This window comes from Maritimibacter harenae (assembly GCF_009882975.1).
GTDB lineage: Bacteria > Pseudomonadota > Alphaproteobacteria > Rhodobacterales > Rhodobacteraceae > Maritimibacter > Maritimibacter harenae.
This window is the reverse complement of record NZ_WTUX01000010.1, coordinates 400,869-421,539: the sequence shown is the minus strand read 5'-3', so window position 1 is coordinate 421,539 and position 20,671 is coordinate 400,869. Positions and strand designations below refer to the sequence as shown.

The 20,671-nt window shown below is 67.9% G+C and carries 21 protein-coding genes; 13 read left to right on the top strand and 8 right to left on the bottom strand.

The window, feature by feature from the left end; translation table 11 throughout:
- Window positions 1-23: 23 nt before the first annotated feature.
- From GQE99_RS06295 to GQE99_RS06285, 3 genes are all read left to right on the top strand, one after another.
- Window positions 24-929 (top strand): hypothetical protein, encoded by a 906-nt coding sequence (locus GQE99_RS06295; protein WP_161350732.1) that lies wholly within the window; start codon window positions 24-26, stop codon window positions 927-929.
- A gap of 235 nt (window positions 930-1,164) precedes the next feature.
- Window positions 1,165-3,051 carry a propionyl-CoA synthetase gene (locus GQE99_RS06290; RefSeq protein ID WP_161350731.1) on the top strand — a complete coding sequence of 629 codons (1,887 nt, stop codon included), beginning with the start codon at window positions 1,165-1,167 and terminating at the stop codon, window positions 3,049-3,051.
- 140 nt (window positions 3,052-3,191) lie between these two features.
- Window positions 3,192-4,619, top strand: a complete 1,428-nt coding sequence (locus GQE99_RS06285) for a sigma-54-dependent transcriptional regulator (RefSeq protein WP_235917123.1) — start codon at window positions 3,192-3,194, stop codon at window positions 4,617-4,619.
- Between the two features lie 10 nt (window positions 4,620-4,629).
- Here GQE99_RS06285 and GQE99_RS06280 read toward each other — a convergent pair whose 3' ends face one another.
- Window positions 4,630-5,391, bottom strand: coding sequence for an NAD kinase (locus GQE99_RS06280; RefSeq protein WP_161350729.1), 762 nt, complete (start codon window positions 5,389-5,391; stop codon window positions 4,630-4,632).
- A 168-nt stretch (window positions 5,392-5,559) separates the two neighbouring features.
- Between GQE99_RS06280 and glyA the strand changes: the two genes are divergently transcribed.
- Entirely contained in the window at window positions 5,560-6,852 is a 1,293-nt protein-coding gene (gene glyA, locus GQE99_RS06275; RefSeq protein ID WP_161350728.1) for a serine hydroxymethyltransferase, read from the top strand.
- Window positions 6,853-6,984: 132 nt separating this feature from the next.
- On the opposite strand, the gene GQE99_RS06270 is transcribed toward glyA, so the two are convergent.
- The gene (locus GQE99_RS06270) at window positions 6,985-7,347 is read right to left on the bottom strand and encodes a hypothetical protein (protein ID WP_161350727.1); all 363 of its coding nucleotides are present in this window, start codon (window positions 7,345-7,347) and stop codon (window positions 6,985-6,987) included.
- A 72-nt stretch (window positions 7,348-7,419) separates the two neighbouring features.
- On the opposite strand from GQE99_RS06270, the gene GQE99_RS06265 reads away from it, so the two are divergent.
- Window positions 7,420-8,178 carry an alpha/beta fold hydrolase gene (locus GQE99_RS06265; protein WP_161350726.1) on the top strand — a complete coding sequence of 253 codons (759 nt, stop codon included), beginning with the start codon at window positions 7,420-7,422 and terminating at the stop codon, window positions 8,176-8,178.
- A 3-nt stretch (window positions 8,179-8,181) separates the two neighbouring features.
- On the opposite strand, the gene GQE99_RS06260 is transcribed toward GQE99_RS06265, so the two are convergent.
- Window positions 8,182-8,904, bottom strand: coding sequence for a phosphatase PAP2 family protein (locus GQE99_RS06260; protein ID WP_202530593.1), 723 nt, complete (start codon window positions 8,902-8,904; stop codon window positions 8,182-8,184).
- Window positions 8,905-8,990: 86 nt separating this feature from the next.
- A complete protein-coding gene (locus GQE99_RS06255; protein WP_161350725.1) occupies window positions 8,991-9,302 on the bottom strand; it encodes an ETC complex I subunit in 312 nt (103 codons plus the stop codon).
- Window positions 9,303-9,682: 380 nt separating this feature from the next.
- Here GQE99_RS06255 and uvrB point away from each other — a divergent pair, with 380 nt between their 5' ends.
- The 5 genes from uvrB (at window position 9,683) to GQE99_RS06230 (ending at window position 14,370) form a co-directional block, all read left to right on the top strand.
- Window positions 9,683-11,848, top strand: a complete 2,166-nt coding sequence (gene uvrB / locus GQE99_RS06250; RefSeq protein WP_161350724.1) for an excinuclease ABC subunit UvrB — start codon at window positions 9,683-9,685, stop codon at window positions 11,846-11,848.
- A 150-nt stretch (window positions 11,849-11,998) separates the two neighbouring features.
- Window positions 11,999-12,331, top strand: a complete 333-nt coding sequence (locus GQE99_RS06245; RefSeq protein ID WP_161350723.1) for a hypothetical protein — start codon at window positions 11,999-12,001, stop codon at window positions 12,329-12,331.
- Between the two features lie 96 nt (window positions 12,332-12,427).
- Window positions 12,428-12,802: a hypothetical protein gene (locus GQE99_RS06240; RefSeq protein ID WP_161350722.1), complete on the top strand. Its 375-nt coding sequence runs from the start codon at window positions 12,428-12,430 to the stop codon at window positions 12,800-12,802.
- Window positions 12,799-13,305 (top strand): YdcF family protein, encoded by a 507-nt coding sequence (locus GQE99_RS06235; RefSeq protein ID WP_328794059.1) that lies wholly within the window; start codon window positions 12,799-12,801, stop codon window positions 13,303-13,305. Before GQE99_RS06240 ends, GQE99_RS06235 begins: the two co-directional genes overlap by 4 nt.
- Before the next feature lie 90 nt (window positions 13,306-13,395).
- On the top strand, window positions 13,396-14,370 hold the full coding sequence (locus GQE99_RS06230; RefSeq protein WP_161350720.1) for a hypothetical protein: 975 nt from the start codon (window positions 13,396-13,398) through the stop codon (window positions 14,368-14,370).
- A 3-nt stretch (window positions 14,371-14,373) separates the two neighbouring features.
- On the opposite strand, the gene GQE99_RS06225 is transcribed toward GQE99_RS06230, so the two are convergent.
- The 4 genes from GQE99_RS06225 to pobA form a co-directional block, all read right to left on the bottom strand.
- Window positions 14,374-14,691, bottom strand: a complete 318-nt coding sequence (locus GQE99_RS06225; RefSeq protein WP_161350719.1) for an antibiotic biosynthesis monooxygenase family protein — start codon at window positions 14,689-14,691, stop codon at window positions 14,374-14,376.
- Window positions 14,692-14,744: 53 nt separating this feature from the next.
- Window positions 14,745-15,083: a TFIIB-type zinc ribbon-containing protein gene (locus tag GQE99_RS06220; protein WP_161350718.1), complete on the bottom strand. Its 339-nt coding sequence runs from the start codon at window positions 15,081-15,083 to the stop codon at window positions 14,745-14,747.
- A gap of 89 nt (window positions 15,084-15,172) precedes the next feature.
- A complete protein-coding gene (locus GQE99_RS06215; protein WP_161350717.1) occupies window positions 15,173-15,580 on the bottom strand; it encodes a universal stress protein in 408 nt (135 codons plus the stop codon).
- Between the two features lie 184 nt (window positions 15,581-15,764).
- Window positions 15,765-16,949: a 4-hydroxybenzoate 3-monooxygenase gene (gene pobA, locus GQE99_RS06210; protein WP_202530592.1), complete on the bottom strand. Its 1,185-nt coding sequence runs from the start codon at window positions 16,947-16,949 to the stop codon at window positions 15,765-15,767.
- 87 nt (window positions 16,950-17,036) lie between these two features.
- Here pobA and GQE99_RS06205 point away from each other — a divergent pair, with 87 nt between their 5' ends.
- The 3 genes from GQE99_RS06205 (at window position 17,037) to GQE99_RS06195 (ending at window position 20,603) form a co-directional block, all read left to right on the top strand.
- Window positions 17,037-17,882: a helix-turn-helix domain-containing protein gene (locus tag GQE99_RS06205; RefSeq protein ID WP_161350823.1), complete on the top strand. Its 846-nt coding sequence runs from the start codon at window positions 17,037-17,039 to the stop codon at window positions 17,880-17,882.
- A 64-nt stretch (window positions 17,883-17,946) separates the two neighbouring features.
- Entirely contained in the window at window positions 17,947-19,179 is a 1,233-nt protein-coding gene (locus GQE99_RS06200) for a putative DNA modification/repair radical SAM protein (RefSeq protein WP_161350716.1), read from the top strand.
- Window positions 19,179-20,603, top strand: a complete 1,425-nt coding sequence (locus GQE99_RS06195) for a UdgX family uracil-DNA binding protein (RefSeq protein ID WP_161350715.1) — start codon at window positions 19,179-19,181, stop codon at window positions 20,601-20,603. Before GQE99_RS06200 ends, GQE99_RS06195 begins: the two co-directional genes overlap by 1 nt.
- Window positions 20,604-20,671 lie beyond the last annotated feature (68 nt).

The following is a 20,671-nucleotide window of genomic DNA, read 5'->3' as shown; positions in this document are numbered from 1 at the left end:
GTCGACGTTGGGAGGGCCGCGACATGCGCAGGATCGCCGGGGTCATGTCCATTCTCGCCTTGTTGGCGGGGACAACCGCGGGGCTGGCCGACAGCGACCGCTGGACCGTGATTCCGGAGAACGAGATCACGGGCGTCACCGGCGCCAGCATCTGCCCCTACGAGAACCCGGAAGGCGGCCGGCACAACTGCATCTCCTTCGAATGCACGCCGGGCGAGCCACTTCTCTTCACAGCGTCCGTGGCCGGTTTCGACCAGCCCGGCGATCTTGGCGTGGCGATCACGGTGGACGGCGAGGAGATCTGGGACCTGCGGCTCATGGCCACCGGCGACGGGCGCTATGCCAAGGGAATGTCCGGGCCGCAGTGGTCCGAAGGGATCGAAGCCATGCAGACCGGCCTGCGCGGCAGCGTCGTCTTCTTCACCGACGAATACCTGTGGCGCGACCACCTGCCGCTTGCCGGGTCGGGCGACGCCATCGACCACGCGCTGTCGGCCTGCTGGTTGTCGCGCCAAGACGCGAGCGCCGATCCCGAAGCCGCGGCCCGCGCGGAAGTGACCGCCTATTGCCGCGACGGCCACAACCGCGCGGCCGTGGTGAACGAAGGCTTCGCCCGGCGCGAGGATTTCGACGGCGACGGGCGCGACGACTGGCTGATCAACTACGGCACCGCCAATTGCGGCCCCATCGGCTCGGCCTGGTGCGGCTGGGCGGGCTGCGAGGTGGCCGTCCACCTCGCGCGGGGCGAGGGGTTCGTCGAGGGGTTCCGCGGCATCGCCGAAGGTTTCCGCGCGGTCGAGGAGGGCATGGTGTTTCGCCGCCACGGCTCGGAATGCCCGGCGGACCGCGCGGGCCCCTGCGCCGTGCTCTACCGCTTCACCGATGACGGCATGACGCGCGACGGCCCCGCCCCCTGGCCGCCGGAGTGAGTGGCGAATCCCTGCGGCGGGGCTGATTTGCAGGCTGCGCCGCGGGACTTTGCAAAGTCCGCACGGCTTTGCGGACGGGCTGCGAAACCGCGCGCAGTTTGCAAAAATTTGCAGGTCCGCGCGGCCGAAATCTGCAAATCGCCCCGGCAATTGGTCGCAGGTTACCGCCAACATTCTTGCCCGGGCGACGCCGCGTCACTAACACCGAGCGTGACAGATTGCGGAGGAGGTTTTCATGTCGACATACAAGGACGTCTACAATCGCTGGCAGGCCGACCCGGAAGGGTTCTGGATGGAAGCCGCCGAGGCGATCGACTGGGACCGCAAACCGTCGAAGGCCCTGTTCGACGAAAACGCCCCGCTCTACGAATGGTTCTCCGATGGCATGGTGAACACCTGCTACAACGCCGTGGACCGGCACGTGGCGGCAGGCAAGGGCGACCAGGTCGCGATCATCTATGACAGCCCGATCACGGGCGCGAAGGACAAGATCACCTACGCCGAAATGCAGGACCGGGTCGCGCGTCTCGCCGGGGGCCTCGCCGCCAAGGGCGTGACCAAGGGCGACCGGGTGATCATCTACATGCCGATGGTGCCCGAGGCGCTCGTCGCGATGCTCGCCACCGTGCGTATCGGCGCGATCCATTCCGTGGTGTTCGGCGGCTTCGCCTCGACCGAGCTCGCCACACGGATCGACGATGCCAAGCCCAAGGCGATCATCGCTGGGTCCTGCGGACTCGAACCGGGACGTGTCGTGCCCTACAAGCCGCTCCTCGACGGCGCCATCGACATCGCCAAGCACAAGCCGGAGTTCACCGTCATCCTGCAGCGCGACGCGCTCGCGGCCGAGATGAAGGAAGGCTACGATTTCGACTGGACCGATGTGTCCGATGCCGCGCCGGCGGACTGCGTGCCGGTCGAGGGCAACCACCCGTGCTACGTGCTCTACACCTCCGGGACCACCGGTCAGCCCAAGGGCGTGATCCGCGATACCGCGGGCCACCTGGTGGCGCTGAACTGGACGATGAAGAACGTCTACAACGTCGACCCGGGCGACGTGTTCTGGGCGGCCTCCGACGTGGGCTGGGTCGTGGGTCACAGCTACATCTGCTACGCCCCGCTCATCCACGGCAACACCACCATCGTGTTCGAGGGCAAGCCGGTGGGCACGCCCGATGCCGGCACCTTCTGGCGGGTGATCTCCGAGCACGGGGTGAAATCCTTCTTCACCGCCCCCACGGCCTTCCGCGCGGTGAAGCGCGAGGATCCGAAGGGTGAGTTCGTCAAGAAATACGACCTGTCGTGCCTCAAGACCGTCTACCTCGCGGGCGAGCGCGCGGACCCCGACACGATCGTCTGGACGCAGGACCAGTTGGGCGTGCCGGTGATCGACCACTGGTGGCAGACCGAGCTGGGTTTCCCGGCCGTCGCCAACCCCGTGGGGATCGAGCTGCTGGAGACGAAGCTCGGCTCGCCGGCCGTGCCGATGCCGGGCTACGACATGAAGATCCTCGACGAGGGCGGCAACGAGCTGCCGCCGGGAGAACTGGGCGCGATCGTCGCCAAGCTGCCCCTGCCCCCGGGCACGCTGCCCACGCTCTGGAACGCGGAGGAGCGGTTCCGCAAGGCTTACCTCAACACCTTCCCCGGCTACTACGAGACGGGGGATGCGGGCTACATGGACGAGGACGGCTACCTCTACATCATGGCGCGCACCGATGACGTCATCAACGTGGCGGGCCACCGCCTGTCCACCGGGGCGATGGAAGAGGTCCTCGCCTCCCACCCCGACGTGGCCGAATGCGCGGTGATCGGGGTCACGGACGAGCTCAAGGGCCAGCTTCCGCTGGGCTTCCTCTGCCTCAACGCCGGGGCCGAGCGCGACGAGAAGGAAGTGGTCGCGGAATGCGTCAAGCTGGTGCGCGACAAGATCGGCCCGGTGGCCGCCTTCAAGTCGGCCGTGGTCGTTGACCGGCTGCCCAAGACGCGGTCGGGCAAGATCCTGCGCGCCACGATGGTGTCGATCGCGGACGGCAAGCAGTTCAAGATGCCGGCCACCATCGACGATCCGGCGATCCTCGACGAAATCCGCGAGGCGCTCGAGAGCCTGGGCTACGCCTGACGGATAGGTCAGGCCGCAAAATCCGCCCCGGGCCCTTCTCCGGGGTGGATTCCCCGTGCTGAGTGTGCAGGATCGAAGTTCGAGACACAGCGTTTTGTTCATTATCCGCATTGCACCGAGGGCATCTCTTGGATCCTGATTTGACGGAAGCGCATCACGGCATCCGCCCCGCGGCCACGCGCGGGACGGCCATCGTCCTGAGCAACCCCGGCGCGCAGGACCTCTACCCGGCCGAGGCCTTCGCGGCGGCGGGCTTCGACATGCACCTGGCCAGCACGCCCGAGGACGCCAGGACGCTCTGCGACGCGCACAGCCCCAGCGTCGTGGTCATGCCCCTCCGGCTCGCCGGGCAGTCGATGATCCCCTACATGAAACGCTGCAAGGATATGGTCGGGACCGCGGTGCTCGTCATCGCCGACAACCACCAGATCGACGAGGCCGCCGAGGCGATGCGCGAAGGGGCGGACGACTGCCTCTTCCTGCCGTTCTCGACCGCGCGGCTCACCCGGGCTCTCAAGGCGGTTCTGTCGGGCGAGCTGGTCCACCACCTGCCGCTCGAACCCCGCGACACGCAGCCCGCGACGCCGGAGCGGTGGACGACGCTCGACGGCGACGCCGGGACGGAGACAGGTGCCTCCCCTGACGGGCTCATCGCGCAATGCCCCGAGATGCGCCGGCTCGTCGCAAGGGTCGCGACGATCGCGGATGCCCACGAACCGGTGCTGATCCACGGCGAGGTCGGCACCGGCAAATCCGCCTTCGCACGTGCCATCCATGCCCGCTCGCGCCGCGCCGAAGGGCCACTGGTGACCGTCGATTGCGCGGGCACCGACCAGAGCGGGCTGGAACGGCTGATCTTCGACGACGCGCCCGGCAGCGCACGGGTGGCCGCGGTGGGCGGCACGCTGGTGCTCGACCGGATCGACGAGATGCCGCTCGACCTGCAGGGTCGCCTGCTTCCGCTGCTCAAGCCCTGCGACGAGCGCGACGCCTCGGTCCCCGACATTCGCATCATCGCCACGCTGGCCGGCGCGCCGTCGCAGGCGCTGGCGGCGAAGCGGCTGCGCCGGGATGTCTACTACCTGCTCAACGTGATCACCTTCGCCCTGCCCCCATTGCGCCTGCGCGAGGGTGACGTGGGCCGGATCCTGTCCGCGAAGATCGCCGAGATCTCAAGGCGGCTCGACCGCGCCCCCCCGACGATCGACAGCGAGGCGCTGACCCTGCTCACCGGCTACCACTGGCCCGGCAACCTGAGCGAACTGGTGGGCTGGCTGCGCGGGGCGCTGATCACCTGCGGCGACCGGATCGGCCCGCACGACCTGCCCCCGGAACTCCACATGTACCGCGCCGGGGCGACGCTGGTGCGCGATGGCTCCGAGCCCCCGCAGGACGCGAGCTTCGCCTCGCTGGTGGGCCAGAGGCTGGCCGACATCGAACGCGCGGTGATCGAGGCGACGATCCAGGCCGAGGGCGGGTCGGTGCCCCGGGCGGCCCGGGTGCTCGACGTGTCGCCCTCCACGATCTACCGAAAGCGCGACGGCTGGAGCCGCGAATCGTCGGGCTGAGGCCCGTGCTTCAGACGAATTGTTCGCGGATCAGCCGCTCCTCGAGCCCGTGGCCGGGGTCGAACAGCACCTTGTGCCGGATGTCCTTGGCGCTCGTCACCTCGACCGAGGTGACCACGCCCGCCGACCGGCTGTCGGCATCGGCCATCACCGGACGCTTGTCGGGCTCCAGCACGTCGAAACGCACCTGCGCCGCCTTCGGCAACAGCGCGCCGCGCCAGCGCCGGGGGCGGAAGGCTGCAATGGCCGTGAGCGCCAGCACGTCCGCGCCGATCGGCAGGATCGGGCCATGGGCGGAGTAGTTGTAGGCGGTCGAGCCCGCCGGCGTCGCGATCAGCGCACCGTCGCAGACGAGCTCGGCCAACCGGCGCCGCCCGTCGACGGAAATCGCGATCTTGGCCGCCTGGGGCCCGGCCCGCAGCATCGAGACCTCGTTGATCGCGAGCTTCTCGATCACCTCGCCGCCGGTGGTGGTGGCGCGCATGCGCAGGGGGTTGATCACCTCGAGCTCGGCGTCGCCCAACCGCTCCTCGAGATGCTCGATGGAGAACTCGTTCATCAGGAAGCCGACGGTGCCCCGGTTCATGCCGTAGACCGGCACGTCCAGTTCCTGCGTCCCGTGCAGCGTGTTGAGCATGAATCCGTCGCCGCCGAGCGCCACGATCACGTCCGCGTTTTCCGGCGGCACGTTCCCGTAACGCTCAGACAAATCGACCAGCGCCTTCTGTGCGCTGGTCGCGTCGGATGCCATGAAGGCAAGCTTGGGTGCCATGATCGGCCCTCTGTTTCCTGGGACGCCCGTTTGGTTTCCGAAAGAAACACAAGTTTCGGGTGAGCGCCAGATTTGCCGTTATTTTGGCCGTCGAGGTCGCCCTTGGCCTTCCGATGACGGCCGATATGGCCTATGTGAGCCGCAGATGACAGTCCAAGGAGACGCGCCATGAAGGACATCCGAGACAACGGCTTCTTCACCGAACCGCTTTCTTCCCGCGACCCGGAGCTCTGGGCCTCGATCACCGGCGAGCTCGGTCGGCAGCGCGACGAGATCGAGCTGATCGCCTCGGAGAACATCGTCTCCGCCGCCGTGATGGAGGCGCAGGGCTCCATCATGACGAACAAGTATGCCGAAGGGTATCCCGGCAAGCGCTACTACGGCGGCTGCCAGTACGTCGACGTGGCCGAGACGCTGGCCATCGAACGCGCGACCGAGCTGTTCGGCTGCCAGTTCGCCAACGTCCAGCCCAATTCCGGCTCCCAGGCCAACCAGGGCGCCTTCACCGCTCTGATCAAACCGGGCGACACGATCCTGGGCATGGACCTCGCCTCCGGCGGGCACCTGACCCACGGCGCGCCGCCGAACCAGTCCGGCAAATGGTTCAACGCCGTGCAGTACGGTGTGCGCCGCGACGACAACCTGATCGACTACGACCAGGTCGAGGCGCTGGCCAAGGAGCACCAGCCCAAGCTGATCATCGCGGGCGGCTCGGCCATCCCGCGCCAGATCGACTTCGCCCGTTTCCGCGAGATCGCCGACATGGTGGGCGCCTACCTGATGGTGGACATGGCGCACTTCGCGGGCCTCGTGGCCGCGGGCGAGCACCCCTCGCCATTCCCGCATGCCGACGTGGCCACCACCACGACGCACAAGACGCTGCGCGGCCCGCGCGGCGGCATGATCCTGACGAACGACCCCGAGATCGCCAAGAAGGTGAACTCAGCGATCTTCCCCGGCATCCAGGGCGGGCCGCTGATGCACGTGATCGCGGCCAAGGCGGTGGCCTTCGGCGAAGCCCTGCGTCCCGAGTTCAAGTCCTACCAGCAGCAGGTGCGCGCGAACGCCGTGGCGCTTGCCGACCAGCTGATGAAGGGCGGGCTCGACATCGTCACCGGCGGCACGGACACCCACGTGATGCTCGTCGACCTGCGCCCCAAGGGCGTGAAGGGCAACGCCACCGAGAAGGCGCTGGGGCGCGCCCACATCACCTGCAACAAGAACGGCATCCCGTTCGACCCGGAAAAGCCGATGGTGACCAGCGGCGTGCGCCTCGGCACCCCGGCGGGCACCACCCGCGGCTTCGGTGAGGAAGAGTTCCGCCAGATCGCCGACCTGATCGTGGAAGTGGTCGACGGGCTCGCCGCCAACGGCGAGGACGGCAACGGGGCCGTGGAAGAGGCCGTGAAGGCCAAGGTCGCTGCGCTCTGCGAGGCCTTCCCGATCTACCCCAACCTCTGATCCGATGGTGCGGGCGGCCCGAGGGCCGCCCGCGCAGGATTTGCGCCGCCCCGCCTTCGGCGGGACGCCGCGGTCACGAGGGGACCGGTCCCCTCGCGCTCCCCCGAAGTATTTGCGGAACGATGAAGGGGATCAGATCAGCCCGCGCCAGGCCATCACGCCCACCGCGAGCCCTATCACCACGAGAACGTTGAAGGCGTTGCCGGCGAGCCAGTGGATCACCAGCGACTTGCGCCGGTCCGTCGCGTCCACCTGCTCCAGCCAGTTCTGCGCGCGCCTGGCCCCGGTCTCGATCCGGGCGTGGTCTATGCGCGCGGCGAACTTCGGATGGCGGGAATATTCCAGCGCCTGGACAAGCGCCATCAGCTCGCGCCGGAGCCAGCGCGGGACGCGGCGCCTGGCCCGGCGCGTCTTCGCGGCCAGGTCCGGTCCGCGGATGTCCAGCCGCTCTTCCATCAGCCTGGCCAATGTCTCGGCCCGGTCCTGCAGGTCCATGGGTTCCCCTTCCGACGCGCAGGATACGGGAAAGGTCTTTCCGCCTCAACGCCTTGGCGCTATGGGTGAGCCATGCTTGCGATGCAGACATTCGGTGACGACACCGCCCGCCCGCCGATCCTGATCGTCCACGGCCTTTTCGGGTCCGGGCGCAACTGGGGCGTGATCGCCAAGCGCCTGTCGGACAGCCGGCGTGTGGTCACGGTGGACATGCGCAACCACGGCGACAGCCCACGCGCAGACGACCAATCCTACGCGGCGATGGCCGAGGACCTGGCCGAGGTCATCGAAGAGATCGGCGGGCCCGCCGACGTGATCGGGCACTCGATGGGCGGCAAGGCCGCGATGGTGCTGGCGCTCGACCGCCCGGCGCTGGTCAACCGCCTGATTGTGGCCGATATCGCGCCTGTGGACTACGGACACAGCCAGCTGCCGCTGATCGAGGCGATGCAGGGGCTGGACCTGTCCGGGGTCGAGACGCGGAGCGACGCGGACCAGGCCCTGGCCGCGGCGATCCCGGAGACGCCGGTGCGCGCGTTCCTTCTTCAGTCGCTCGACGTCCGTGAGAAACGCTGGAAGCTGAACCTCGACGTGCTGGCGCGGGACATGGAAAAGGTCACGGGTTTTCCCGAGGTCGAGGGGACGTTCGAGGGTCCCACGCTCTTCCTTGCCGGCGCAGAGAGCGACTACGTCCAGCCCGGGCACCGGTCGCGCATCAAGGCGCTGTTTCCCAATGCACAGCAGGCCAAGATCCCCGGGGCGGGCCATTGGCTTCACGCCGAGAAGCCCCGGGAGTTCGAGGCGGCCGCGCGCGCGTTCCTCGAGGCGTGAGGCTCACTCGGGCCGGGCGCGGTCCGGTTCGATCCCGCCGCGCCGCCCCATCCAGCGCGCCACCAGCCAGACGAGGAGCGCCCAGGCGGCGCCCAACGCCCAGCCGGCCAGCACGTCCGAGGGCCAGTGGACGCCAAGATAGACGCGGCTCAGTCCCACCGATATGGCCAGCAGCGCGGCCACCACGACGAAGAACGCCCGGATCGGCCAGGCGGGTTCCTGGCGCGCCAGCATCACCGCGAGCGTGAGGTAGGTGACCGCCGCCATCATCGAATGGCCCGAGGGAAACGACGCGCTCGTCACGTCCACCCCGTGCGGGACGAGATCGGGGCGCGGGCGCGCGAAGCCGGCCTTGGCGATGCGTGACAGCACCTGCCCGCCCAGCACCGCGACAGCGAGAAACAGGGCCGAGGCCCGCTGGCGGCGCAGCACCAGGTAGACCATCGCGCTGATCGTCACGAGGGTGAGCACCGTGATCCCGCCCAGCGCCGTGATGTCGCGCATCACGATTTCCAGGTGCGGGCCGCCGATCGGGCGCGCCGGATCGCCCGCGCGGCGCAGCGCCATGAGGAGGGTTTCGTCGAAGACATGGAGGTCGCCTTCCAGCATTTCCGCGGCCAGCGCCGCGAAGGCCCAGAGGCCGCCGGCGACGCAGAGCACGGCGAGCAGCGTCACCGTCTCCGCGCGGCGCAGGAGAGCGGTGAGGGTGCGGAGATGTCGTGGCATTGGATGGCTCGGCTCAGGCGCGTCGCGGGGCTTGGGCCCACTCAACGCCCGGACGCGCGGCAGGGTTCACTGCCGCGCGGGTCCCGTCAGTGGGTCCAGACCTGCCGACGGTTGGTGGCGAAGTTGTCGCCGTAACCGCCGGGGCGGATGTTGGGCTTGCGCTTGTGCGGCTCCATCACCACGGCGTCGATCCCGTGCTCCTCGGCATAGGCGAGCGCGGCCTCTTTCGTGGCGAAGCGGATGCGCACCTGGCTCTGGGTGTCCGACGAGCTGGTCCAGCCCATCAGCGGGTCGATCTCACGCTTTTCGTCGGGCGCGAAGTCCAGGATCCATTGCTTGGTCTTCGCCTGACCCGAGGTCATGGCGTTGCGAGCCGGTTTGTAGATGCGAGCACGCATGGCGAACCTCCAGTTGATCGCGTGGTTTATCGGGAAAAACCGGGGCTTTCGCAAGTGAAAAGCAAGTGAGGCGGGGGGAGAGGTGACTGCCGGCCCCGGCGAGGGAGCGAGGGGTGGGTGGGTGATCGCCGGGGCCGGCAGCCGGTCTGCTGCTTGCCCTGTCACGCTAGCCGCAGGCACCGGGAGGCGGCAAGAACAAATTGCACGTTATGCGATAGTTTCTTTAGGATACTCTCGTTTAAGTAGAAACCCTTTGTTAACCATTCGCCGGTATCGGCCCCGCCCCTCTCGTCACCGGCAGCCGGGGACGCATCGCCGCGGATCGTTGCCCCTTGAAATGGACCAAAAAGCGAACAAGGTAGAGCGCGAAGGAGTCCCCCATGCCCGACAGCCCGCTCACCTCGCCGACCACCGCCCCCACCGCGAAGCCCAAGCTCGAGGGTGGCATCCGCTTTCGGATGAACACCGAGTTCGACCCGGCGGGCGACCAGCCAAAGGCGATCGCGGAGCTTGCCCAGGGCGTGAACGACGGCGAGCAGGACCAGGTGCTTCTGGGCGCGACGGGGACCGGCAAGACCTACACGATGGCCAAGATCATCGAGGAGACGCAGCGCCCCGCCATCATCCTCGCCCCGAACAAGACGCTGGCGGCGCAGCTCTACGGCGAGTTCAAGGGCTTCTTCCCCGACAACGCGGTCGAGTACTTCGTCTCCTACTACGATTACTACCAGCCGGAGGCCTACGTCCCGCGCACGGACACCTTCATCGAGAAGGAAAGCCAGATCAACGAACAGATCGACCGGATGCGCCACTCGGCCACCCGGGCGCTCTTGGAGCGCGACGACGTGATCATCGTCGCCTCTGTTTCGTGCATCTACGGTATCGGGTCGCCCGAGACCTACACGGCGATGACGCAGGACATCACCGTGGGCGAGGAATACGACCAGCGCGCGATCATGAAGGATCTCGTGGCCCAGCAATACCGGCGCAACGACAATGCCTTCGCGCGCGGCAGTTTCCGGGTGCGGGGCGATTCACTCGAGATCTGGCCCTCGCACCTCGAGGATCGCGGCTGGCGGCTGTCGTTCTTCGGCGAGGAGCTGGAAAGCATCACCGAGTTCGACACGCTCACCGGGGCCAAGACCGATACGCTGGAGAAGGTCCGGGTCTATGCCAATTCGCACTACGTGACGCCCACGCCAACGCTCCGGCAGGCGATCGAGGGGATCAAGAAGGAACTGGGCCTGCGGCTGGCCGAGTTCGAGAAGGAGGGCAAGCTGCTGGAGGCCCAGCGGCTCGAGCAGCGCACGCGCTTCGACCTGGAGATGCTGGAGGCCTCGGGCTTCTGCAACGGGATCGAAAACTACTCGCGCTACCTCACGGGCCGCAACCCGGGCGAGCCGCCCCCCACCCTCTTCGAATACATCCCCGACAACGCCATCGTCTTCGCGGACGAAAGCCACGTCTCCGTCCCCCAGATCGGCGGCATGTATCGCGGCGACTACCGGCGCAAGTTCACGCTCGCCGAGCACGGGTTCCGCCTGCCGTCGTGCATGGACAACCGCCCGCTCAAGTTCGAGGAATGGGACGCGATGCGCCCGCAATCCGTCTTCGTCTCGGCCACCCCGGGCAACTGGGAACTGGAGCGGACCGGCGGCGTCTTCACCGAACAGGTCATCCGCCCCACCGGGCTTCTCGATCCGCAGGTCGAGATCCGGCCGGTGGAGATGCAGGTCGACGACCTGCTCGACGAGGTGCGCCGGGTGGCCGACGCGGGCTACCGCACCCTGGTCACGACGCTGACCAAACGGATGGCCGAGGACCTGACCGAGTACATGCACGAACAGGGCATCCGCGTGCGCTACATGCACTCCGACATCGACACGATCGAGCGGATCGAGATCCTGCGCGACCTGCGGCTCGGAGCATTCGACGTGCTGATCGGCATCAACCTTCTGCGCGAGGGGCTCGACATCCCCGAATGCGGGCTGGTGGCGATCCTCGATGCCGACAAGGAGGGCTTCCTGCGCTCGGAAACCTCGCTCATCCAGACCATCGGACGCGCCGCGCGCAACGCCGATGGCCGCGTCATCATGTACGCCGACCGCATCACCGGCTCGATGCAGCGCGCGCTGGACGAGACCGAGCGGCGGCGCGAGAAGCAGATCGCCTACAACGAGGAACACGGCATCACGCCGGCGACGGTGCGCAAGAACGTCGAGGACGTGCTGGCCGGGCTCTACGCGGGCGACGTGGACATGAACCGCGTCACGGCCACGGTCGACAAGGTCGGCGTCGGCCAGAACCTCCAGGCCCACCTCGAGGGGCTGAAGGAGGACATGCGCAAGGCCGCCGAGAACCTCGAGTTCGAGGAAGCCGCGCGCCTGCGCGACGAGATCAAGCGCCTCGAAGCGGTCGACCTGGCCGTGGCCGACGACCCGATGGCCCGCCAGCAGGCGGTCGAGAAGGTCAGCGCCGAGGCGACGAAGGGCCGGTCGACGGCGGGCAAGCCGGGGCAGCGGGCTGGACGCAGGAAGGGACGGTGATCGTCGAGTGGGTGCCAACCCACCACTCCGGCGCCACGCGGCGGGCTCGCGCGCCACTGCTGCGGTGCAGGGACGCCCCCGACCGGCCTTAAAAACACCGCATTCGCGTGCACATTGTCCGGAATTGTTAACGATGACGGACTTGCAACCATGCTACGTTTCACCGCCCTTCTCGTTCTCCTGCCACTCGCGGCCTATGCGGACCCGACCGAGCTGTGCCTCGACATGGGCAACACCGCCGCGCAGTGCGAATGCGCGACGACCGAGCTCAACAGCAACATCACGCTGGACGAACGCGGCACCTACACCGAGATCAGCGACGCCTTCCTCGCCGCCCGGGCCACCGGGGCGACGATCGCGGAGTCCTGGGAAACCGCCTTCACGCAGGTCGCCGGGCAGTCCGGGACCACGGCGGAAGACCTTATGATGAACCTCAACGCCGTCGGCCAGAAGCACGAAACCGCGATCACCTCGTGCAGCTGACCACAGGCCGGCGTCGTTTCGCCGGCCCGGCCCGCAACGCGACCACGCGGCACGCGCCCACTGGACAGCATCCCGGGCGCGCCGCATGATCGGGGCATGAAACCACTTCTCGCCCTCGTCGCCGCCGCGCTGCTTCTCACCGCCTGCACCGAGCAGGACATGTGCGTCTATCGCAATACGGCCGAGTTGCGCGCGACCGAAAGCCGGATCAATGAGCTCGAGGGCAACATCGCCCGCGGCTACGCGATCCACCGCACGACCGAGCCATACACCTTCACGGGCGTGTGCCGGGACAAGGACGGCAAGCCGTTCGAATGTACCCGCACCGAGTTCCGCGAGGTCGAGCGCCCGGTCGCCATCGACGTGGCCGACCAGCGCCGCCAGCTTCGGGCGCTCAAGGTGAAGCTTCCCGAGCTCGAGCGCGAAGCGGCCGCCGCACGGGCGCAATGCGCACAACTCTACCCGGAGTGACCGCCATCGTGCTGGGCGCGGCCGTCTGGCCGGGCGCCACGCCCTCGCCCGCGCTCAGGCGCCGGGCCGAGGTCGCCGCGCAACTTTATTGCGATGGGCTTGTCAAGGTAATCATAACCACCGGGGGTGTCGGGGATCACCCGCCCAGCGAAGCCGCCGTCACCGCCCGTGTTCTGACCGACCTGGGCGTGCCCGAGAGCGCCATCCGGTGCGAGGACCGGTCCCACTCCACAATGGAAAATCTCGTTCATTCCCGGGCATTTCTGGCGGACGGCGCCCCCGTCGTGATCGTGACCGACCGCTGGCACCTGCCCCGTGCGAAGCTCGTCGCGCGCCGTCTCGGGCTGGTCGCGACGGGCGCGGCGCCAAGCCTGCGCGGTAGCCACCCAGGCCGAATCACTCGGGCCGTTCTGAGGGAGCTTCCGGCCCTCCTCTGGTACGCAATCAGACCTTTTCCGGGCACTGCTGGGGCAATTCGCCGCCAAAATTGCGGCAAAAGGTAAGGTTTTCCTTACCGTTTCGCGCGGGCGCGCGCCTTGCGCGGTTACATGGCCAGCGTAGACTGATGGGGCTGTCCATTCACACGTTAGACCATGACCGATATTCGCCCCGCAGACCATGCCCAACGCGACGCCCGAGCCTTTTTCAGGCTGCGGATTGCCTTCGGCGTGATCGGCCTCGCGCTACCGATCGTTCTGGCCGTCGCGGGGCTCGTGGCCGACGGTGAGGTTCAGCCGACGATATCGGATTTCTTCCACACGACGCAACGCGATATCCTTGTCGGCGGGCTTGTGGCGATCGGCGTGTTCCTGGCCGTCCACCGGGGCATCCGCCCCTACCCGGGCCGCTGGATTTCGCCCGACCTGCTGGCGCTTCTCGCGGGCCTCGCGGCGATCGGCGTGGCCTTCTTCCCGAACGAGAGCGACACGGTCGCGACCTTCAGCCAGCGCGCCCTCGGGCTCGAGGTTTCGCCGGCGTTCCACTACGCCTCGGCCTGCATGCTCTACCTGATGATGTCGCTGACCTGCTTCCTCGTCTACGCGCCGGATGCGCGGGGGTGGGAGCGCAAGGTCTACCTCGTCGCGGGCGCCGTCATCTGGACCACCGGATGGAACGTGATGATCCTGTCGACCATCAAGAATTCCGGCGACGGCGCGCTCGCCATGTTCATCCAGAACCACAACATCGTCTACTGGGACGAAAGCCTGGGCGTCTGGGCGTTCTCCGGCTCCTGGATTCTCAAGGCCGTGCTGGAGAACCGCCGCGAAGTGGCCCGCCTGGCCGCGCTGCGCCGCCGCAACCTGGGCCAGGGCCACCCGGCCCGCGCCGAGGGCGGTGCACCCGTCGGCCCGCGTCCCACCACGCTCGACAAGATGGCGCGCTGGCTGCGAGGAGGCCGTGCAGCCCGCCAGTGGTCCCCGGCCCCCGCCGGCGGCACCCCGAGCTTCGCCCGCCAGGTCCCGACGCCGCCGACGATCCGCGCCGGGCAGCGCACCCGCCGCGACGGCCGCGCCCAGCCCGCGCCGAGCCCCGCCAAGCGGGCCCAACCGCGCCGGCGCGCAAGCTGACCCTCAGAACGTCGCGACCACGTCGTACATCACCGGTTCGAAGCTGCGGCACAGGTCGTTGATCACGCGGTTGCGCTTGCGCATCTCGTCCGAGCGCAGCATCGCCTGGAAATCCTCGCGCCGCGTCCATTGCGAGTAGTTCGCGATCCGCGTCTGGGCGTCGTTCACGTGCAGGCGCGCCGAGATGAACCCCGGCTGTTTCGAGATGTACGTGTCGTAGGCATCGGTCAGCAGATCGAGCAGATCCTGGCAGGTGCCCGGCGTCGTCTCGAAGGTGGTCAGGACCGTCTGGCGGTCGCTTTGCGTCTCGTGTGTGGACATTGGCTCCTCCTGCAGTCAGGACAAGCCTAGCACCGCGCGGTCACACCGCAAGCTCAGTCGAGCAGCTCTTTGAGCAGGTACTTGATCCGCGCCGAGGTGGAATACTTCTGCTTGTAGCGCTTCGCTTTCTTCTTGCCGGACTTGCGGGGGTGATCGTCGTCCCACTGGCGCGGTGCGGCATGGCGCGGCGCGGGCGCGGCACGGCGGGCCGTGGGCATCCGTCGGGGCGCGGGGTCCGGCTCCGGCTGGATGACGGGCGCGCGCACCGCCTCCATCAGATGCTCGAGTTCACCCCGATCGAGCCAGACGCCGCCGCAGACCTCGCAGCGGTCCAGCACGATGCCATGGCGGGCGACGTGTTCCATCTCTCGGGCGCAGTTGGGACAGATCATCAGGCATACCTCCGCCCTTGGATATGCGCACGAAAACGGCGGGCCGCAATGGGCCCGCCGCAGCATTGACGGTCTGTCGCGTGGAAGCGTCAGCGCACCACGTGGACCGAGCAGGAGGCGTGGCGCACGACGCGCGCGGCCGTGCTGCCCAGGAAGTAATCCTGCACGCCCGGGCGGTGGGAGGCGACCACGATGCAGTCGATACCGTTGCTGGCCGCGTAGTCGACGATCGACTGGGCCGCGTGGCCCTCGACCACCTTCACGTCCACGCCGATCTCGTCCTTGATCTTGTCGGTGAGCGAGTCTTCGATCTCGTGCAGGTTCTTGGCCATCTGGCCTTCCGGCAGGTACTGCGCCACGTAGGACGGGATTTCCTCGACCACGTGCAGCGCCGTGATCTTGGCGCCCTCTTCCGAGATAGCGTGCGCGATTTCCAGCGCGGTCTTTGAATCCCGGGCTTCGTCGAAGGCGATGGGGACGAGAATATTCTTGTACATGGGTCAGCGCTCCAATTGTCGTTGATCCTGAATAGGGCCGCGCGCGGGCGCGCGGCCATGACATAGGTCAAACTGCCGCAGGTCGGTATCCTACCAGATTTCCGTGATTTTTTCGCCTCCGAAAACGAAGACCGCCCGCGGCGGGGCCACGGGCGGTCGGATCATCCGGGGATCGGCAATGCCGTCAGAACGGCAGGCCGACGTAGTTCTCCGCAAGCGACGTGCGCGCGGCTTCGGAGGAGAGGAAGTATTCCAGCTCGATCTCCTGCAGGCGCTGGTCGAACGGATCCTCGTTTGGGAACTGGTGCAGCATCGAGGTCATCCACCAGCTGAACCGCTGGGCCTTCCAGACCCGGCGCAGCGCGGTTTCCGAGTAGCTGTCGAGCCCCGAGGCATCCCCTTCCGCGTAATAGGCCACCATCGCGTGGTAGAGGTAGTAGATGTCGGACGCAGCCGAGTTCAGCCCCTTGGCCCCGGTCGGCGGCACGATATGCGCCGCGTCGCCCGCGAGGAACAGGTTGCCGTAGCGCATCGGCTCGCAGACGAAGGAACGCAGCGGCGCGATCGACTTCTCGATCGACGGACCCGTTTCCAGCCGCGCGGCCACGTCTTCGGGCAGGCGCGCCTTGAGCTCGTCCCAGAAGCGCTCGTCCGACCAGTCCTCGACCGTGTCCTCGAGCGGCACCTGCACGTAGTAGCGGCTCAGAACCCGGCTGCGCAGCGAACACAGGGCGAAGCCCCGCTCGGAGCGGGCATAGATCAACTCGTCATGCACCGGCTTGGTCTCCGACAGGATGCCCAGCCAGCCGAACGGGTAGACCTTCTCGTACTCGCGGATCTCGCTTTCCGGGATCGACTTGCGGCTCACGCCGTGGAAGCCGTCGGCCCCGATGATGAAGTCGCAGTCGACGCGGTATTCCTCGCCGTCCTTGGTGTAGGTCAGGTAGGGCGCGTCGGTCGTGATGTCGTGCGGCTGCACGTCCTCGGCCTCGTGGATGACCTTGCCGTTTCGTGCATCGCGCGCCTCGTAGAGGTCGCGGGTCAGCTCGGTCTGGCCATAGACCATGACGGTGTCGCCACCGGTCAGCTTTTCCAGGTCGATGCGGTGCAGCACGCCGTTGTCGGAAATGCACACACCCTCGTGGATTTCGCCTTCGCGATCCATGCGCTCGCCGACGCCGGCCTCGCGCATCAGGTCGGTGAAGCCCTGCTCCAGCACGCCCGCGCGAATGCGGCTCAGCACGTAATCGCGGCTCTTTCGCTCCAGCACGACGCTGTCGATGCCCTTGAGGTCGAGCAGCTGGCTCAGCATCAGGCCCGAGGGACCGCCGCCGATGATGCCGACCTGTGTCTTGATGGTGTTCGCCATGTTTCTCCTCCAATGCTGGCGGGACATTGCCCCGCGCGCGCGCGCTTTTGAATGGACCCAACGCGCCGAAACATGTACGGATCGAACATGCGCGAGATCGAGACCTTCAACCTGTTCGGCGAGTATGCCGACCTGCCCGACGTCGTCCATTGCGAGACGATCGAAGTGCGCTCGGCCTTGCATGACTGGGAATTGACGCCGCACCGCCACGGTCGGCTGCACCAGTTCCTAATGATCGACCGCGGCCGTGCGCGCGCCGAATTCGACGGGCGCGACGTGGACCTATCGGACGGAACGGTGGCGAATGTTCCCACCGGGTGCGTCCACAGCTACAGCTTCGAGCCGGGCACGCAGGGTTGGGTCGTCACGGTGGCGAGCGAAGTGCTCGACGAATGGCTCGCCGACGGCGAGGGCCTGCGCCCGGTCCTCGCACGCGCAGCGCGGATCGACGGGTCGGACGAGATCCGGGGGGCCTTCGTCGCGATCTTCGAGGACTTCCTCGCCCACCGTTTCGCCCGCGCCCATGTCCTGCGCGCGCGCATCGCGCTTCTCGCGGGGCTCGTCGCACGCGACATCGCGGAAACGGGCGACGACGTGGCCACGCCGGATTCCACCCTCCAGCGCCGGTTCGAGGCGCTCGTGACCCAGCATTACACCGACCACCTGCCGGTGGCGGAATACGCCCGCCGGCTTGCCGTCAGCCCCACGCATCTCAGCCGCGTCATGCGCCAGGCCACCGGGCGCCCCGCCTCGGCCGCGATCGAGGATCACATCATCCGCGAGGCGCGGCGCAACCTCGTCTATTCCAACCTCACGATCGCAGAAATCGCCTATGCGCTCGGTTACCAGGACCCGGCCTATTTCAGCCGCGTCTTCTCACGCGCGACCGGGCAGAGCCCCCGCGCCTTCCGCCAGAAGGTCGGCTCCACCTGAGCCTCACCGAAATGTCAGCCACGTCAGGATTGCCGCCCTCAAGACGCGAACATAGGGTGAACAGATGGCACGGCTCACCCTCGACCAGAAGCTCGCGATCCTCTCGGACGCCGCGAAATACGACGCCTCCTGCGCTTCGAGCGGCGGGCAGAGACGCGACTCCCGCGACGGCACCGGGATTGGGTCGACCACCGGCTCGGGCATCTGCCACGCCTACGCCCCGGACGGGCGCTGCATCAGCCTGCTCAAGATCCTGATGACGAACTTCTGCATCTACGACTGCGCCTATTGCGTGAACCGGGTGTCCTCGAACGTCACCCGCGCGCGCTTCACGCCGGAAGAGGTCGTGACCCTCACGCTCGAATTCTATCGCCGCAACTACATCGAGGGGCTGTTCCTCTCCTCCGGCATCATCCGCACGCCGGACGACACGATGGCCGACATGGTCCGGATCGCCCGCATGCTGCGGGAGGAACACGGCTTCCGCGGCTACATCCACCTCAAGACCATCCCCGACGCCTCCCCCGAGCTTCTCGACGAGGCGGGGCGTTACGCCGATCGGCTGTCGATCAACGTGGAACTGCCCACCGACGCCGCGGTCAGGTCCTACGCGCCCGAGAAATCCCCCGCCCGCATCCGCAAGGCGATGGCCGACGTGCGCCTGCGCAAGGAGGCGGCAGGCGACAAGACACACACCGGCCGCCGCGCGCCGCGCTTCGCCCCAGCCGGGCAGTCGACGCAGATGATCGTGGGCGCGGACGGGGCCAACGACGCCACGATCCTGAAAAGCTCCACCCGGCTCTATTCCAGCTACAAGCTCAAGCGCGTCTACTACTCCGCCTTCTCGCCGATCCCCGACAGCTCGGCCGCCCTGCCGCTGGTGCAGCCGCCGCTCCTGCGCGAACACCGGCTCTACCAGGCCGACTGGCTGATGCGTTTCTACGGCTTCGACGTGGGCGAGATCACCGCGAACCGCCCGGACGGCAACCTCGATCTGGGCAAGGACCCGAAGCTCGCCTGGGCGCTCGCCAACCGCCACCTCTTTCCGGTCGATATCAACCGGGCCGACCGCGAAACGCTGCTGCGTGTGCCCGGCATCGGGACCCGGACGGTGGGACGCATCCTGAAGGCGCGCCGCCATCGCACGCTGCGCTACGAGGATCTCGTGCGCATGGGCGCGAACCTGAAGAACGCGCGCCCCTTCCTCACCGCGCTGGACTGGCGGCCCCGGAACCTCGACGCGGCCGACCTCGAGGCCCGCTTCGCGCCGCAGCCAGAGCAGCTGTCGCTCTTCTGATGCTGCGTGTGACGCTCCCCCGGATCGGCACGTACGAAGCCTGGCGCGACCATGCCCGCGCCTTCCTGGCCGAGGGCATGCGGCCGGAGAACATCCTGTGGCATCGCGGCGGGTCCGAAGATGACCTTTTCGCCCAGGCCGCCCCGCCCCCGCGCACCGTCCCGCGCATCACGGTCCCGAAGGATTTCGTCGCCCTCGCGCGCCTTGCCATCCATCATGGCGACCCGGAACGCTTCACCCGGCTCTACGCGCTTCTCTGTGCGGTGGACACCGACCGCCGCCTGCTGGACGACCGGGGCGACACGCGCGTGGCGCAGCTGAACCGGCTCGCGAAAGAGGTCGGGCGCGACCGCCACAAGATGCATGCCTTCGTGCGCTTCCGCGACCTGGGCGCCGAAGGGCCGCGCTGCCGTTTCGCCGCCTGGTTCGAACCCTCGCACCCGATCCTGGAACTGGCCGCCCCCTTTTTCGCCAAGCGTTTCGGCGACATGGACTGGTCGATCTTCACGCCCGACATGACGGCGCATTTCGAGGACGGAGACCTCACCTACACCGACCCGGCCCCGCGCCCCGATCTGCCCGAGGACGCCGCCGAAGACCTCTGGCGCACCTATTTCCGCTCGATCTTCAACCCGGCGCGACTGAAGCCCAAGGCCATGCAGGCGGAAATGCCCCGCAAATACTGGCACAACATGCCGGAGGCGGCGCTGATCCCCGACCTCATCGCCACCGCCCAGTCCCGCGCCCGCGAGATGGCGGAGGCCGCGCCAACCCTCGCCCCGCCCCGCGCCGGCAAGGTGGCCGCCCGCGTGGCCCGGGCGCAGGAGGCGCTCACCGCCTCGCAGGATCGCATCCATGCCGCCCTCGACGCCTGCACCCACTGCCCGCTCCACGCCAACGCCACCCAGGCCGTCCCCGGCGAGGGGCCGGTGGGCGCGCCCCTCATGTTCGTGGGCGGACAGCCGGGCGACCGCGAAGACCTCGAAGGCCGCCCCTTCGTGGGACCGGCAGGCCAACTTTTCGACCGCGCGCTCGCCACCGCGGGGATCGCGCGCGACACGGCCTATGTCACCAATGCTGTGAAACATTTCAAATTCACCCCGCGCGGCAAGCGCCGGCTTCGCCAGGCGCCGAACGCCGGGGAGATCGCCCATTGTCGCTGGTGGCTCGACCTCGAACGCGAACGGGTGCGCCCGGACGTCGTGGTGGCCCTTGGCGCCACCGCGCTCGAAAGCCTCACGGGCGACCGCCGCAACCTTCTCGGTCGCCGCGGCCGGTTCGAGGAAACCTGCGACGGCGCACCGCTCTTCGTCACGATCCACCCGAGCTTCATCCTGCGCCTGCCCGACCCGGTCCGCAAAGCCGAGGAAGAGGCCCGCTTCATCGACGACCTGCGCCGGCTGCGCCCCCACGCCGCGGCATGAAAGAAGGGACGCGAGTTTTCCCCGCGTCCCCTTCTCTGTTTCGTAAATACCTCGGGAGGTCCGGAGGG

Coding starts and splice junctions, on each gene's coding strand:
- GQE99_RS06205 (WP_161350823.1), top strand. CDS start 17,037: ATGCGCGAGATCGAGACCTTCAACCTGTTCGGCGAGTATGCCGACCTG.
- GQE99_RS06255 (WP_161350725.1), bottom strand. CDS start 9,302: ATGCGTGCTCGCATCTACAAACCGGCTCGCAACGCCATGACCTCGGGT.
- GQE99_RS06230 (WP_161350720.1), top strand. CDS start 13,396: ATGACCGATATTCGCCCCGCAGACCATGCCCAACGCGACGCCCGAGCC.
- GQE99_RS06260 (WP_202530593.1), bottom strand. CDS start 8,904: ATGCCACGACATCTCCGCACCCTCACCGCTCTCCTGCGCCGCGCGGAG.
- GQE99_RS06215 (WP_161350717.1), bottom strand. CDS start 15,580: ATGTACAAGAATATTCTCGTCCCCATCGCCTTCGACGAAGCCCGGGAT.
- GQE99_RS06295 (WP_161350732.1), top strand. CDS start 24: ATGCGCAGGATCGCCGGGGTCATGTCCATTCTCGCCTTGTTGGCGGGG.
- pobA (WP_202530592.1), bottom strand. CDS start 16,949: ATGGCGAACACCATCAAGACACAGGTCGGCATCATCGGCGGCGGTCCC.
- GQE99_RS06200 (WP_161350716.1), top strand. CDS start 17,947: ATGGCACGGCTCACCCTCGACCAGAAGCTCGCGATCCTCTCGGACGCC.
- GQE99_RS06270 (WP_161350727.1), bottom strand. CDS start 7,347: ATGGACCTGCAGGACCGGGCCGAGACATTGGCCAGGCTGATGGAAGAG.
- GQE99_RS06240 (WP_161350722.1), top strand. CDS start 12,428: ATGAAACCACTTCTCGCCCTCGTCGCCGCCGCGCTGCTTCTCACCGCC.
- uvrB (WP_161350724.1), top strand. CDS start 9,683: ATGCCCGACAGCCCGCTCACCTCGCCGACCACCGCCCCCACCGCGAAG.
- GQE99_RS06220 (WP_161350718.1), bottom strand. CDS start 15,083: ATGATCTGTCCCAACTGCGCCCGAGAGATGGAACACGTCGCCCGCCAT.
- GQE99_RS06245 (WP_161350723.1), top strand. CDS start 11,999: ATGCTACGTTTCACCGCCCTTCTCGTTCTCCTGCCACTCGCGGCCTAT.
- GQE99_RS06280 (WP_161350729.1), bottom strand. CDS start 5,391: ATGGCACCCAAGCTTGCCTTCATGGCATCCGACGCGACCAGCGCACAG.
- glyA (WP_161350728.1), top strand. CDS start 5,560: ATGAAGGACATCCGAGACAACGGCTTCTTCACCGAACCGCTTTCTTCC.
- GQE99_RS06195 (WP_161350715.1), top strand. CDS start 19,179: ATGCTGCGTGTGACGCTCCCCCGGATCGGCACGTACGAAGCCTGGCGC.
- GQE99_RS06290 (WP_161350731.1), top strand. CDS start 1,165: ATGTCGACATACAAGGACGTCTACAATCGCTGGCAGGCCGACCCGGAA.
- GQE99_RS06225 (WP_161350719.1), bottom strand. CDS start 14,691: ATGTCCACACACGAGACGCAAAGCGACCGCCAGACGGTCCTGACCACC.
- GQE99_RS06265 (WP_161350726.1), top strand. CDS start 7,420: ATGCTTGCGATGCAGACATTCGGTGACGACACCGCCCGCCCGCCGATC.